The organism is Marinicella gelatinilytica (assembly GCF_026410405.1).
In the GTDB taxonomy this organism is placed as follows: Bacteria; Pseudomonadota; Gammaproteobacteria; order Xanthomonadales; family Marinicellaceae; genus Marinicella; species Marinicella gelatinilytica.
The window spans coordinates 186,433-200,277 of sequence record NZ_JAPMLN010000002.1; the positions used below are offsets into that span (position 1 = coordinate 186,433).

A 13,845-nucleotide genomic window follows, 5' to 3' on the forward strand; every position below is an offset into this window, starting at 1 on the left:
TTATCGACAAATCGACCAAGCACCTTGATCAAAGTGGAAGTGGTTTTTGTGCAAATCATTATAATTTGGGCCTAAAACGGTGGAAAAACGCTTGCAGGCGGATTGATGAATTGCGGTTAGAAACGTGCCTTTTTCGGAGTCTTTTCCCCAATCTTTTAAAACCGATATTTCTCTGCCATCAGCCAACACAAAACCGGCGATATCAATGGCATTGGCATAGGCATGCTGACTACGGCGGCCTTGTCTGGCGTTATTGATATTGCGGCAGGCGTAGGTGCCGTAATGACGCACGCGGATGATTTTTTGGTTAAATAATTTTATCGCCAAGGGTTGCAAATCATGTCGCTCCCAAATCGCAAGCGCCACCAGCGCCGGACACTTTAAAACAATGTCACCACCGTAAGAAATACCGGATTGTTGCAGCATGGCGACGTTTTTATAGGCACAGTTTTCACCGGTTTTTTGGTCTTCAATTTTTTCGAATGTTAACGTGCTGTTTTCAAGTACAGCAAAGCATTCATCAGGGTGGCTTTTCAGTCGGTTTATCTTTGTTTTGGTGACGAATGTGGGTTTGTCAGCGATACGCAGGGGTTGAAACGGATTAACGTTATCCGGCAAGAAAAGCATAATCAGCTTGTAACAGCCAAACCCGATCAGCAACAACATCAGCACAACAGCAATGAACCGAAGCGTCTTGCCGGCGCGTGTATTCATTTATCGTGGCTCTGTCTCGCTTAAGACCCGCTGAAAAAAATCATCCATAACCTCGGCCACATCGATTTCATCGGCAAACCATGGGTGGATTTTCAGCAATGTCATAACATGCCCGATGTCTTCATATAAAACCGTTTCTACCCAATTGCCAGCGACTTTTAACTGATTACCGAAGGTATCGAAATTAAAACGCCCAACGGTGTTATCGCCCATGCTATGGATTAATTTTATCGGCGGTTCACTGCCATCCACAAAATGATTCACTTTCATTTTGTCAAAATTCTCCGCTCCAAAAGTCTCGATATATTGTGGTTTTTTTGGGGTAAAATTATAAGGACCGGCCAAACCCACAAAGGATTTAATGTCTTGAATATCCACGCCAACTTGTGTCAGATAGCGTTTGTCGGTGACCAGTAAAGCCCCGGTGTGGGCGCCGGCCGAATGACCGGCCAGCAGCAATTGATTGGCATTACCGCCGTAATCGGCGATGTTGTTGTTAACCCAAGCGATGGCCAATGCAATGTCTTCAACAAAGGTCGGGAATCTGCCATCGGGGTATTTAATGTAATCGGGTATCACCACCAAGTAGCCTTTTCTCACCAAAGCATCCGCGACAAAATGGTGTTGTTCTTTACTGCCTTTACTCCAGCCGCCACCGTAAACAAAAATCACCACGGGCGCATGAGCATTGTCTTTTTGGGGATAAATATTGAGTTTTTGCCAAGACTCAGAACCGTAGGCAATGTTTTTTTCGGATTGAATGGGGTGACTTATTTTTATTCCGGTATTAAACAGAAATGAGCCGACACCGGCGGAGGCTTGATAACTGGTGAACATAGTGGCAACAACCATTGTTGAGAACAATAAAAAACGTCTTATCATGGGAGAAGATATTTAAAAACTTGAACTTATCACAGTCCCTGTGAAAATCAGCTCAAAGCAAAATATAAAGATTTACCGCCCAATAAGACAGCCACCAGAATAACCACAACGCCCAGCAAATTATGAAGCCAGCTATTTTTGTATCGGCCCAATAAGTCCGACTTATTCATGACATACAGCAAAAAAGCCGCCAGCAAAGGTAACAGCAAACCATTGGCGATTTGCGCAAACCAGATGATGGTGATGGGTTGATAACCGGATAAAGATAACAACAAACCACTGAACAGCACCAGCATCCAGATTGCTTTGAATTTGATGTGCTTGCCATCGGTTGGCCAGCCCAACATGCCCGAAACCGCATAAGCCGCGGCCAGGGGCGCCGTGATGGCTGAAGAGATACCCGCAGCAAACAGACCCAGCGCAATAAAAACAGAGGCCCATGAACCCAATAAAGGTTGTAATTGAACCGACATATCAGCGGCGGACTGGATACTAACCTGTTGCCCAAAAAAAGCGGTGGCAGCGGTGGCCACAATCGCCAGTGAAATCAAACCACCAATACCGATGGAAATCACTGTGTCTTGCCGAACCCGTGACAAATCCTCGGTGTTATGCCATTTGGATTTCACCGCTGAGGCATGTAAAAATAAATTATAAGGCACCACAGTGGTACCCACCAAAGCCACAATGGTTAACCAGGCACCTTCGGGGACTTGTGGTTTCATGCCTTGGAAAAGTGCCAGCCAATTGGGTTTGGTTAATAAAAAAGTGCTGACAAAAGCCACACTCATCAGCAACACCAAAGAAATCAAAGCCCGTTCAAAAATACGATAACTTCCCTGAATTAGAACCGCAAAAGCCACCGCCACAATCACTATCGGCCAGGGGAAATTTACCGCCGGCAACATCGCTTCTAAACCCAAAGCCGCACCGGCAATGTTGCCGCCTTCATAAGCACCATTGCCAATAAATATGGCCACAGTCACTAAGGTAAAAACCAGGGTTTTATAAATCGGGTTCTGAAATTGATTGTTAAGCACTTCCCCCAAACCACGCTGCGTCACCAGGCCCAAACGCGCCGACATTTCCTGCAACAACATGCACGCCACAATTGAAAACAACAAAGCCCACAATAAAGCATAACCAAAATGAGCGCCTGCCAGGGTGCAGGTGGTGACCGTACCCGGACCGATAAAAGCCGCAGCCACCAAACTGGCAGGACCGATAGAGAATCGTGATCGTTTAGTGGGCGATTTCTTAGCGATGTTCATTTAATTGAGCAAAATCCAGGTACCTAAGCCCAGGAAAGACACATAACCAACGATATCCGTCACGGTTGTCAGCACCACACCACCGGCGATGGCCGGATCGATGCTCAGTCGACGTAATAACACCGGCACCATAACACCGGCCAAAGCCCCGGCAATCAGATTAATTACCAATGCCAAAGCGATAACAATACCCATTTCAATGTCTTTATACCAGGCAACAATGATAATTGATAAGATAATGGCCCACACCAAACTATTAATCACGCCAATCATGACTTCACGGTTCAACAGATTTTTTATGTTACCGCTACCCACCTGACCGGTGGCCATACCACGAATCATTAAGGTTAAGGTTTGCGAACCGGCAATGCCACCCATTGAAGCAACAATCGGCATCAACACCGCTAAAGCCGCTATCTTCTTAATGGTGTCTTCAAAAAAACCAATGGCGAAAGCCGCCAATAAAACAGTTAATAAATTAACACCCAACCACACAGCACGGCGTTTTGAAGAACTAAAAATGGGCGCAAACATATCGCTTTCTTCATCCATACCGCCCATCCGCATCACTGAGCGCTCAGCCTCCTCACGAATGACGTCCACCACGTCATCAATGGTGATTCGTCCGATTAACTGATTTTTTTCATTCACCACCGGTGCTGAGATCCAGTCATTGTGCTCAAAATCCTGAGCTACCTCACTGGCATGGGTGGTGTCCAATATCGCCGGCGCGTCTTCATCAACGATATCTCGGATGGGCGTTTTTGGATCGCAGGTCAATAAGGTTTCTAAAGGTACCCGGCCTTTATAATGGCCTTTGCGACCAACGGCAAACAAGTCTCCGATGGGTTTGGGGATATTTTCCCGAAACCGTAAGTAACGCAATACCACATCCACATTGACATCTGTTCTGACCCGTAAAACATCAGGATTCATCAAACCACCAGCACTGTCCTCAGGGTAAGACAACACCTGTTGCAACATGTCACGAGAGGTTTTGTCCATTGACAACATCAACTCATTGGACACCTCTTCAGGTAAGTCAACAATGATATCTGCCATATCATCGAGATCCAAGTCTCGAGTGGCCTCCACCAATTCATCGGTGTTCAAATGCTCAATCAGACTATCACGCACCTCATCATGCAAAGACACCAGCACTTCACCACGACAAGATTCGTCTATTAACTCCCACACCTGAAAACGTTTATCACCGGGCAAAGACTCCAAAAACATGGCAGCTTCAGCACCCGGGATGCCATTTATGATTCGTGAAACAGCACCTAGGTGATCCTCATCCAAGGCCATGTGTAAAGCGTGAATTTCTTTTTCTGTGGTTTCGTTGGGCTGGGTTTCTGCCATTAGTTGTCTCTTTTGTTATTATATTCAGGTGGTTTGGCGCTTTGCCTCACAATCGGGTATCATATTGTGAGATTTACACCATACATTTAATTTACGTGATAACACTTTGAATCACAATATCATTTTTCAAAAAATTGAAACCGATGATTTGCCTGAGGTTTCGGCGATTGAGCAACAATGCTACCCCAATCCCTGGCCACAGAAAACCATGCAAGACTGCTTAGATGCTGATTATCAGTGCCTCAAGGGCCTATCAGAACAAAGTCCGGATATTCTCTGTTACGCTTTTATGGCAATCGGTCATGAAGAAGCCCATTTGCTCAAAATCACGGTCCATCCAGAACATCAGAAAAAAGGCTTAGCGCAAGCCATGTTACAACGTTTGACCCTGATTTGTCGCATTAATCATGCCCGCAGAATCTGGCTTGAAGTACGCGCCGGCAATGAACCGGCCATTCGATTTTATCAAAAAGCCGGTTTTGAGACCAAAGGTCTTCGTCGAAATTATTATCGCTACCAAGACCAGCAGGGCAAAAAAGTCAAAGAAGATGCCCTTGTGATGTGTTTCTCGTTATTAAATTGACCATAAAAAAACCCGTCAATCGACGGGTTTTCCTGGACAGTGACTAAGCCCTTTTTTCATGATATTTTAATCAGCTGGAAAGGTTTTTCTCACTTTTAGCCAGCTCATCATATAAAGCCTGTGGAACACGATCGCCGTATTCTTGTAGAAATTCCGCGACAGATTGGTTTTCTTGTTGCCATCCATTGGCTTCAACAGCCAACAAGGCTTCCAACACATCGCTGTCTAAGTCTAAATTCTCCGTGTTAATGTCACTGGCTTTCGGCATCAGGCCAATGGCGGTTTCATGGGCTTCGGCAGTGCCTTGACAACGACCGATAATCCATTCAAGAACACGCATATTTTCACCAAAACCGGGCCACATAAAACCACCGTCTTCATCTTTACGGAACCAGTTCACGGTAAATACTTTCGGTAAGTTATTGGCCTTTTCCTGCATCGATACCCAATGCCCCCAATAGTCACCAAAATGGTAACCACAAAATGGTTTCATTGCCATTGGATCTCGACGCACCACACCGACTTTACCTGTGGCAGCAGCCGTGGTTTCAGAAGCCACGGTGGCTCCCATGAGAACACCATGATTCCAATTTCTGGCTTCATTCACCAAAGGTACTAATGATGCCCGTCGACCACCAAAAATAATGGCATCAATCGGCACCCCACTGGCATCTTCAGAGGCTGGCGAATAACTGGGGCAGCGCTTGGCTGATACTGTAAAACGAGAATTGGGGTGTGCGGCAGGCCCATTGGCCGGATCATAGGGGCGACCTTGCCAATCGATGGCAGGCACTCGGTCATCAAGACCTTCCCACCAAGGTTGTTCATCAGCGGTTTGTGCCACATTGGTGAAAATGGTGTCTTGGTAAAGCATGGCCAAGGCATTGGGGTTGGTGTCTTTGGCGGTTCCCGGTGCCACACCGAAAAATCCAGCTTCCGGGTTAATGGCCCACAAACGGCCATCTTCGCCTGGACGCATCCAACAAATATCATCCCCGACGGTGGTGATTTCCCAACCATCCTGTAAATAGCCCTCCGGCGGTATCAGCATCGCCAGATTGGTTTTACCGCAGGCAGACGGGAACGCGGCTGCCACATAATGTTGTTTACCAGCCGGTGTTTTAATGCCCAAAATCAGCATGTGTTCAGCCAACCAACCTTCATCTTTGGCTTGATAAGAAGCAATTCGTAAAGCATGGCATTTTTTGCCAAGTAAGGCGTTACCACCATAGCCAGAGCCATAACTTTTAATCACGCGCTCCTCTGGGAAATGCATAATAAAACGTCGCTCAGGATCTAATTCGCCGGTTGAGTGTAAACCTTTAACAAAGGTACCTTCACGCTCAATTCGGCGTAAAGCCTCGTCACCCATGCGGGTCATCAGGCGCATATTTTGCACCACATAAGCACTGTCGGTAATCTCTACGCCACAGCGTGAAATCGGCGAGTCAATCGGGCCCATGCAGTAAGGAATCACATACAGTGTTCGTCCTTTCATACAGCCTTTAAATAAATCGTCCATTTTTTTATGGGCTTGCTGCGGATCCATCCAATGGTTATTGGGGCCGGCATCGGACGCTTGTTGAGTACAAATAAAGGTTAAGTGCTCTACCCGCGCCACATCTTTGGGATCGGATAAGTGCAAATAGCAGTTTGGATGGGTTTCGGGATTCAGGCGTTTATAACTGCCGTCTTCAAGTAATTGATGGTTAAAGGATTCGTCTTCGGCAGCACTGCCGTTACACCAGTAAATGTCGTCAGCTTGGGTGAGTTCAGCAACTTCTTGAACCCAATCAGCCAACACTTGATTAGATGTGCTCATGTGGTTTTGATTGGTTTAAAAAATTGGTTGCAAACTTTAACCGTTCAGTCCATGAAAAGCAAGCACCCAGACACTTTGAAACCGCAAACCAACGACTTTTACTTGATTCGTTCTAAAATACCTTGTAACTCATCTGCATCATGATAATGAATCACCAATTGGCCTTTTCCGCCTGATTTCTGCTGGACCAATACTTTGGTGCACAGTTGCTCGCTGAGTTGTTGTTCTAAATGTCGGACATCGGCATTTTTCTTATTAATTTCGGGGGGCTTTTTAGGTGTTGGGTTTTTAATTTCTTTAACCAAAGCTTCGGCTTGTCTAACTGTTAGCTTCTTCGCCACAATCTGTTCAGCGGCGCGTGATTGCTGGGTTTTATCCAGACCCAACAAACAGCGGGCATGACCCATTTCTAACAATTCCTGATTCAGCAATTGTTTCACCTGGTCTGATAAATCTAATAACCTGAGGAGATTACTGACCGCCACCCGTGAACGACCCACGGCTTCAGCGGCCTGGGCGTGGGTGATAGAAAATTCTTTAATCAAACGCGCCAATGCCTGAGCTTCTTCCAAAGGGTTGAGGTCCTCACGTTGAATATTCTCAATCAATGCCATGGCAATGGTTTGTTGGTCATCAATCTGCTTAACCAATACCGGCACTTCGGTGAGTTTTGCCATTTTGGCGGCACGCCAACGGCGTTCACCGGCGACAATTTCATACTTACGGCTGCTTATTTGACGCACCACAATCGGCTGTACGATGCCTTGCGATTCAATGGAATCAGCCAATTCACGTAACTTATCTTCATCCATAATGGTGCGTGGTTGGTATTGACCGGGTTGCAATTGATTGACAGCCAAGGTTTGTAATTCACTTACATCATGATCGGATTTTGTGGCATCCGCATTTTTCGAAGAGGCCAATAAGGCATCTAAACCACGTCCCAAACCGGTTTTGCGTTTGGTTTTTTTGGTGACTTTTTTGTTAGGTTTGTTAGGTTCTGCCATGATTTCTCCTAATTATTTCACTGGCCAATCCCTTGTACGCCACTGCACCACGAGATAAATGGTCATACTCAATCGCAGAAACACCAAAACTGGGTGCCTCAGCCACTTTAACATTGCGGGGTACCACTGTGGTAAATACCTTATCGCCAAAATGTTCACTGATTTGAGCTGCCACGTCATTGGCCAGATTATTCCTGCCGTCGAACATGGTGCGCAATAAACCTTCAATCTGTAAATCAGGATTAACTGATTGCTGAACCCGCTTAATGGTATCCAATAAAGAAGTCAAACCTTCAAGTGCATAGTATTCACATTGCATGGGTATCAAGACACTATCGGCTGCGGTCAACGCATTAATGGTCAGGATACTCAGCGATGGCGGACAATCAATGAGGATATAATCATAATTATCAGCCACCTGAGCCAATTGATCTTTTAACGCATGTTGTGGATTATCCGAATCCATAAGTTGTAATTCGGCAGCCGTCAAATCAGTATTGGCGCCTATAACATCGACAATATCGGTTTTTATGATGGCTTCATTGGCATCACATTCTAGCAATAACAATTCGCAGGCTGAGACTTCCAAGGCCCTCGAATCAACTCCGCAAGCCATGGTGGCATTACCCTGAGGATCCAAATCAACCAATAAAACACGGTGTTTTAAATGGGCTAAGCCAACAGCGGTATTGACCGCAGTGGTGGTTTTGCCGACGCCACCTTTTTGATTGGCCACAGCAATTATTTTGGGTTGATGTCGCATAGTATTATTGGCTTTTTTTCATGTATTGATAGAGTTTACGTTGTGCGTCTAAAAAGGGAACTTCGATGTTTAGCGTTGACACCAAGTTAAACTCAGAATCAACCACCAGCGGTTCTTCTTTAGGACCTTTCATGGCCATAAATCGACTGTGATGATCGCCTAAATGTTGGGTTAAAGATAAAAATCGATTCACCTCAGCGAATGCACGTGATATTACCACATCGAATTTTTTATCGGGAATAAAATTTTCCACCCGATCATGAACAATATGGATATTTTGCAAAGCCAAGCTGCGCTTGACATGATTTAAAAAGCGGGTTTTCTTGGCCACTGCATCAATAAGTGTAATCGATGATTCAGGCTTAAACAAAGCCAGCATAATACCGGGCAAACCACCACCGGTGCCGACATCAATGATATGGACACCCTCCACATATGGAATCACAGCCGCAGAGTCTAAGGCATGTTGCACCACCATATTATGCCAATCAGTGATGGCAGTCATTTTATAGGTATTATTCCAGCGCTGTAATAAGGCCAAGAAGTGCATAATGGATGGGCACTTTTCAACATCTAAATCCAGTTGTTCTAAACCAGATTGTAGTAATTGTTTAGCAGACTCTTGTGAATTGGCTTCGTTCATTGGTGAAAATAGCTTAAAATATGACTTTTAACCCATGATTTGAGCCCCACATTAAAGGTAAGCTGTCGGTTATGACGGCTCAATGGCCCATCTCATGATGTTGTAAATATGGAATGATAACAAAAACAGACGAGTAAGACATGAATTTTGATAAAGCAAGACATAATATGGTAACCCAACAAATTCGATCATGGGACGTCGTTAACAAAGACATTTTAAACGCCATGTTATCCATTCAACGCGAAGAATTTGTTCCGGTATCACAGCGCAAACTGGCCTTTGCGGATATGACATTGCCCATTGGTCATGACCAACACATGATGAAGCCGGTTGTAGAAGGACGTACCTTGCAAGTTCTGAATTTAAAACCAAGCGACCGGGTTTTAGAAGTGGGCACCGGCAGCGGCTACTTAACTGCGCTGTTAGCCACTTTGACAGAACATGTTCATTCCATTGATATTTTTCAAGATTTTATAGACAGCGCCCGACAGAAACTATCGGATCAAGAGATTGAGGACGTCACATTAGAACAAGCGGACTTTTTTGATTTTAAAGCACCCATAAAATACGACCATATTATTTTAACCGGTTCACTAACAGAGTTGCCCGCATTTGTGTTTAACTGGCTTAAAGACAATGGTCAGGTATTCGTGATTATCGGCGAGGATCCGGTGATGGAAGCCCGAATCTACACCTCACCTGATAAATACACCACTCACTTTGACACCATGGTTGCGCCTTTGCTTCAACCCAAAGCCGCTAACCCCACTTTCAACCTTTAAACTTTGACCGAATTATGATAAAAAAAATAGCAATCATCAGCTTACTCATGGCTGGACAATCCCAAGCAGCCAGCTTAGTTGACGTACTCAATGAGGCGTTACAACAAGACCCGCAGCTACGTGCGGCAGAATATAATTTGAAAGCCTCGCAAGAAAGTAAAACCCAAGCCCTTGCTAATTTCTTACCACAAGTCAATGGTAGCTGGAATAAGCAATGGGCTGAAACCGAATCTGAATTAGATATCATTGGTGAACTTAATGTACCTGATACTGATCAGTACGGTTGGCGCGTGTCTTTAAACCAGTCGGTTTATGATCATGCGAATTTCGTCAGAATGAGCCAAGCAGAACTGCAAGAAGCCCGTGGCAGTGCCAGTTATGATATGGCGCGACAAGATTTTTTGATTCGGGTGTCACAAAGCTACTTTAATGTGTTGACCAACATTGATGTGGTTCGATTTGCAGAAGCCGAAGAAAAAGCCATTGAACAACAATTACAACAAGCGGAACAACGTTATGAAGTGGGTTTATCGGCGGTCACTGATGTCCATGAAGCCCGCGCTCAATATGACTCTGCGCGTGCCAATGTCATTAATGCCAGAAATATTTTAGATGACAGCCGTGAAGCGCTGTTTGAAATCACCCAAACATATTATCAAGAATTAGCGGCTTTACCGGCTGATATCGAGCAATTAACATTGCCCCAGGATGATGTTGCTTTCTGGGAATCTTTAGCACTTAACAATAACCCAAATTTAGCCGTCGCTAAAATTGATGCTGAATTAGCGGAAAAGACCGTCGATTTACAAAGAAGCGGTCATTTCCCAACAGTGGATTTATCTGTGGCTCGCAGTAATAACGTTAACAATAACGTCGCCTTAAGGGATCCGCAAACCCAAGATGTGTTTGCCACCGGCTCCCAGGAAACCGACAGCACCTCGGCACAGTTAACGCTCACTGTACCTATTTTTTCCGGGTTTCGGGTCAGTTCACTGACTGATGAAGCACGGTTTTTGTATCAAGCAGCGATGGAAAACTTAGACCAGGTTACTTTTGCCACGGTTCGCAATGTTCGCAGTGCTTTACGCAATGTCGAAGCCGGCTGGCGCTCGGTACAGGCCAGAGAATTGGCTGTGGTATCGGCGAAGAGTGCTGAAGAAGCCACTGCCGCAGGCTTTGAAGTGGGAACCCGAAACATCGTAGAAGTACTGAACTCACAACGCAGCTTATATCAAGCGCAACGCGATTACTCCCGTGCCAAACACGACTATTTAATGAATATTCTTAATTTAAAACGGGCTGCCGGCACGTTAACGCAAGATGATGTGTTATTAATTAATCAATTGTTAACGCATCAATAACTGATGCCAGCAATTGCTGATCGGCATCACTGATGTCAATAATCTGAAACCCGGCAAAGGTCAGGCCGCTGTCTTGGTGGTCTGACCAAATACATTCGGCACCTAACGCAATGGTTTTCGTCGCTAATTCTTTGAGGGAAATGGATAATTGTAGAATAATTCCCGGCTTTATGGTTTCACGACTAGATAATAAAAAACCATTTTCCGAGATATCCACCACTCTGCCAATGGTATGGTCAGTCATGACATTAAGCACCTGAGAACCGGTGGCGGGATGGACACGCATATGGGCTCTTTTTTCTACCATCATTTACCTCGAAATTAAGCGGCCATCTTTTTTAGCCGGTTCATAATACGACCCAAGGCTTTTTTAATGTAACCACCTGAGTCTAACTCAACTTGTATAATATTATTACGGCTCATATCAATGGCCATACGTGCCAGTCCCATTTTATGTGGGTGACGGCCGGCCAAGTCAACCAATAGCACGCGCTCACTTAAAGTACTAACCCACGATAATTTACGGCGAACGATGTCACCGCTTTGATTGGCTTTAAAGTCAAACAAGGTGCCATAAGGCACGTGAATAATGTGATCAACCAATTGTTTTTCACGGTCATTAAGCGACCTTATTTCTTCGATTTTCTTATCAGAATCAGATTCTTGTTTATGTTCTTTCGATGCTTTATCTACAGATTGAACTTTTTTGAGTTTGGGTGGCTCTGTCTGTTCTTGATCCTGATTGGCCTCCTGCCACATAAAACACGCGTGTAAATTATCCTTGGTGGTCATGCGATCACGTTTGGAAAACCCCAACTCATCCATGGTTTCATCCAAGTGCCGCATGGCCGCCAATTTTTGCGGACCTGTTAACTGTTTAAACTTTTTACGGTTACCAATCTGCGACAATACTTTGGCTGTATTGATGTTGGCCTGCCATTGCTCAGAATCTTGACCTTCTCTTAGCATGGTCAAGGTTAAGGCATCCATGCTGACTTGTTTCACCACATCACGCACAAATTTAACTTCACAATCTTTTAATATGGCATCCAGCTCTTGATTGACCTTTTCCTTGGTCAATTGCATTTTTTCTTTGCCTTGAGCGGCACTGACCCATTTTTGCTCTGCTTTTATGGCACGATTTTCTGTCACCGATAAAAATTCTGACAATGAATTCAGGGCTTTTACAAATCCCTCACGACTACCATCAAAATCTTTCGCCGCATGGTCACTGAACTGGTGTACCTGTTTGATGACATCGGTACCGTACCAGCGCTGTGAGGTTTGCAATAATAACTCCATAAACTGACGCGCCGGATGGTCTTGGTCTGAAAAGAAAGTATCATCTTTAACCGCAGTTTTAATGAGCGGCACATTAATGGCATTTAAAGATGAGCGAATATCCTTATCAATGCGATTATCTTCATGGATTTCATCATATATCATACCCATCAAATCGATGGTTTTGTGCTGTCGCTCAGAAAGCTCGGGATAATAATTCCCGGTGTTATTGCGCACTCGATCGGTTAATAAGGATTTCAGATCAGACAAGTTTCTGGAGTTAGCCAGAATACCTGCATCTTGTTCTATTTGTGACAAAGCCTGATCAAAATCATTGCCTGAAACCTCATGCTGACGACCACCTACTTGCCCATCGTTTGGCGGTGACGCCTGGCTCAATCTGTTTGAACGCGGCACATCGGTCTCATAATTAGATTGGTAGCTTTGACCTTGTGATTGTTGTTTAGATAATAATTTAAAAATGGAGTTAATCAGTTGTTGCTCATCACCTGAAGACGCCATACCTTTATTAGTTTGATCTTGCTTGGGTGTTGTTGGCGTTTCAACAGGCTCATCGTCCGGTTTATCCTGTTCGCTTTGTGTGGCTTTTTCCGGTTTTTTTTCTATTTCAGACTGACGTGACTGAGGGGCTTTATATTCTGGTTGTAAGTTAGGTAAAATCCCACTGGCAATCAAGCGTTCATTTAACTGATGATAAAGTTCACTGATGGAACGGTGTAGCGATTTTTGTAATGCTTCAATCAACTTGGTTTTTACCGACTCGCTCCAATTCATTGATTTCAGCGCATGGCTCATTAACCAAACAATGGCGGCCGGTGAAAAGGGCATATTGGTTTTATCAATGCGCTCATCACCGAACAGCACATTCATGCGCTTTTCTAACAGATAAAGTTCAGTGTGTCCGGCGATTTCAAGGGTTGAGTCCAACTGCGTCAAAGACAAACTAATGGACAACTCCTCATCTTCAACCAAAGCCAAAGACATTTTCTTGTCAGACTTGTTAACCTCACTGGAAATAAAGTCCGGCATACGTTTAGTTTGTTCACGCACCTCTTGCCGCAGGCGTTTTTCTTGTTCTTTTAACTCACGGTATTGATTGAAGAATACTTGTTCTTTTTGATTGCTATCCGCATTCTGCGCCAGATGGAACAGCTTACCCAAAGTCAGCTTAACAGCTTCTGCTAAGCCATTTTGCAAGCCTTTATCAAAAATGACGATTAGTTCCTGAAGTAATTGATCTCGATTCATCATATCCCGATTTCCACCATCACACACACATAGACAATTTATTAGTCAATAACAAAACAAAATACTAAAAGGCGCCTGTGAATGCAAGTTTTTTTATGTATGCCT

General features: G+C 44.6%; 13 protein-coding genes. 3 read left to right on the plus strand and 10 right to left on the minus strand.

Features of this window, described 5'->3' with window-relative positions:
• The 4 genes from OS173_RS02360 to mgtE are packed head-to-tail and all read right to left on the minus strand — an operon-like array spanning window position 1 to window position 4,229.
• On the minus strand, window positions 1-714 hold the full coding sequence (locus OS173_RS02360; protein ID WP_267182670.1) for an extensin-like domain-containing protein: 714 nt from the start codon (window positions 712-714) through the stop codon (window positions 1-3).
• On the minus strand, window positions 715-1,596 hold the full coding sequence (locus OS173_RS02365) for an alpha/beta hydrolase (protein WP_267182671.1): 882 nt from the start codon (window positions 1,594-1,596) through the stop codon (window positions 715-717). It abuts the gene before it with no gap.
• Window positions 1,597-1,643: 47 nt separating this feature from the next.
• Complete coding sequence (locus tag OS173_RS02370) at window positions 1,644-2,867, minus strand: Nramp family divalent metal transporter (protein WP_267182672.1); 1,224 nt, start codon at window positions 2,865-2,867, stop codon at window positions 1,644-1,646.
• Window positions 2,868-4,229: a magnesium transporter gene (gene mgtE, locus OS173_RS02375; protein ID WP_267182673.1), complete on the minus strand. Its 1,362-nt coding sequence runs from the start codon at window positions 4,227-4,229 to the stop codon at window positions 2,868-2,870.
• Window positions 4,230-4,335: 106 nt separating this feature from the next.
• Between mgtE and rimI the strand changes: the two genes are divergently transcribed.
• Complete coding sequence (rimI, locus tag OS173_RS02380; RefSeq protein WP_267182674.1) at window positions 4,336-4,812, plus strand: ribosomal protein S18-alanine N-acetyltransferase; 477 nt, start codon at window positions 4,336-4,338, stop codon at window positions 4,810-4,812.
• A gap of 70 nt (window positions 4,813-4,882) precedes the next feature.
• Here rimI and OS173_RS02385 read toward each other — a convergent pair whose 3' ends face one another.
• The 4 genes from OS173_RS02385 to rsmG form a co-directional block, all read right to left on the minus strand.
• Window positions 4,883-6,634, minus strand: coding sequence for a phosphoenolpyruvate carboxykinase (GTP) (locus tag OS173_RS02385; RefSeq protein ID WP_267182675.1), 1,752 nt, complete (start codon window positions 6,632-6,634; stop codon window positions 4,883-4,885).
• Window positions 6,635-6,732: 98 nt separating this feature from the next.
• Entirely contained in the window at window positions 6,733-7,641 is a 909-nt protein-coding gene (locus OS173_RS02390; protein WP_267182676.1) for a ParB/RepB/Spo0J family partition protein, read from the minus strand.
• The gene (locus OS173_RS02395) at window positions 7,628-8,404 is read right to left on the minus strand and encodes a ParA family protein (RefSeq protein WP_267182677.1); all 777 of its coding nucleotides are present in this window, start codon (window positions 8,402-8,404) and stop codon (window positions 7,628-7,630) included. The genes OS173_RS02390 and OS173_RS02395 overlap by 14 nt, the downstream gene beginning before the upstream one ends.
• 4 nt (window positions 8,405-8,408) lie before the next feature.
• Window positions 8,409-9,047 carry a 16S rRNA (guanine(527)-N(7))-methyltransferase RsmG gene (rsmG, locus tag OS173_RS02400; RefSeq protein WP_267182678.1) on the minus strand — a complete coding sequence of 213 codons (639 nt, stop codon included), beginning with the start codon at window positions 9,045-9,047 and terminating at the stop codon, window positions 8,409-8,411.
• Window positions 9,048-9,187: 140 nt separating this feature from the next.
• Here rsmG and OS173_RS02405 point away from each other — a divergent pair, with 140 nt between their 5' ends.
• Both OS173_RS02405 and OS173_RS02410 read left to right on the plus strand, forming a co-directional pair.
• Window positions 9,188-9,829, plus strand: a complete 642-nt coding sequence (locus tag OS173_RS02405) for a protein-L-isoaspartate O-methyltransferase family protein (protein ID WP_267182679.1) — start codon at window positions 9,188-9,190, stop codon at window positions 9,827-9,829.
• A 47-nt stretch (window positions 9,830-9,876) separates the two neighbouring features.
• Window positions 9,877-11,190: a TolC family outer membrane protein gene (locus OS173_RS02410; RefSeq protein ID WP_267182680.1), complete on the plus strand. Its 1,314-nt coding sequence runs from the start codon at window positions 9,877-9,879 to the stop codon at window positions 11,188-11,190.
• On the opposite strand, the gene OS173_RS02415 is transcribed toward OS173_RS02410, so the two are convergent.
• Both OS173_RS02415 and OS173_RS02420 read right to left on the minus strand, forming a co-directional pair.
• On the minus strand, window positions 11,165-11,500 hold the full coding sequence (locus OS173_RS02415) for a PilZ domain-containing protein (RefSeq protein WP_267182681.1): 336 nt from the start codon (window positions 11,498-11,500) through the stop codon (window positions 11,165-11,167). The two genes, OS173_RS02410 and OS173_RS02415, sit on opposite strands and share 26 nt — an antisense overlap.
• Window positions 11,501-11,511: 11 nt before the next feature.
• A complete protein-coding gene (locus OS173_RS02420; RefSeq protein WP_267182682.1) occupies window positions 11,512-13,743 on the minus strand; it encodes a DUF1631 family protein in 2,232 nt (743 codons plus the stop codon).
• Between the last annotated feature and the right edge of the window lie 102 nt (window positions 13,744-13,845).

Bases quoted from the DNA above. Each gene is read 5' to 3' on its own strand.
- OS173_RS02365 (WP_267182671.1), bottom strand. From the start codon at position 1,596: ATGATAAGACGTTTTTTATTGTTCTCAACAATGGTTGTTGCCACTATG.
- rsmG (WP_267182678.1), bottom strand. From the start codon at position 9,047: ATGAACGAAGCCAATTCACAAGAGTCTGCTAAACAATTACTACAATCT.
- OS173_RS02395 (WP_267182677.1), bottom strand. From the start codon at position 8,404: ATGCGACATCAACCCAAAATAATTGCTGTGGCCAATCAAAAAGGTGGC.
- mgtE (WP_267182673.1), bottom strand. From the start codon at position 4,229: ATGGCAGAAACCCAGCCCAACGAAACCACAGAAAAAGAAATTCACGCT.
- OS173_RS02405 (WP_267182679.1), top strand. From the start codon at position 9,188: ATGAATTTTGATAAAGCAAGACATAATATGGTAACCCAACAAATTCGA.
- OS173_RS02385 (WP_267182675.1), bottom strand. From the start codon at position 6,634: ATGAGCACATCTAATCAAGTGTTGGCTGATTGGGTTCAAGAAGTTGCT.
- OS173_RS02370 (WP_267182672.1), bottom strand. From the start codon at position 2,867: ATGAACATCGCTAAGAAATCGCCCACTAAACGATCACGATTCTCTATC.
- OS173_RS02390 (WP_267182676.1), bottom strand. From the start codon at position 7,641: ATGGCAGAACCTAACAAACCTAACAAAAAAGTCACCAAAAAAACCAAA.
- OS173_RS02415 (WP_267182681.1), bottom strand. From the start codon at position 11,500: ATGATGGTAGAAAAAAGAGCCCATATGCGTGTCCATCCCGCCACCGGT.
- OS173_RS02420 (WP_267182682.1), bottom strand. From the start codon at position 13,743: ATGATGAATCGAGATCAATTACTTCAGGAACTAATCGTCATTTTTGAT.
- OS173_RS02360 (WP_267182670.1), bottom strand. From the start codon at position 714: ATGAATACACGCGCCGGCAAGACGCTTCGGTTCATTGCTGTTGTGCTG.
- OS173_RS02410 (WP_267182680.1), top strand. From the start codon at position 9,877: ATGGCTGGACAATCCCAAGCAGCCAGCTTAGTTGACGTACTCAATGAG.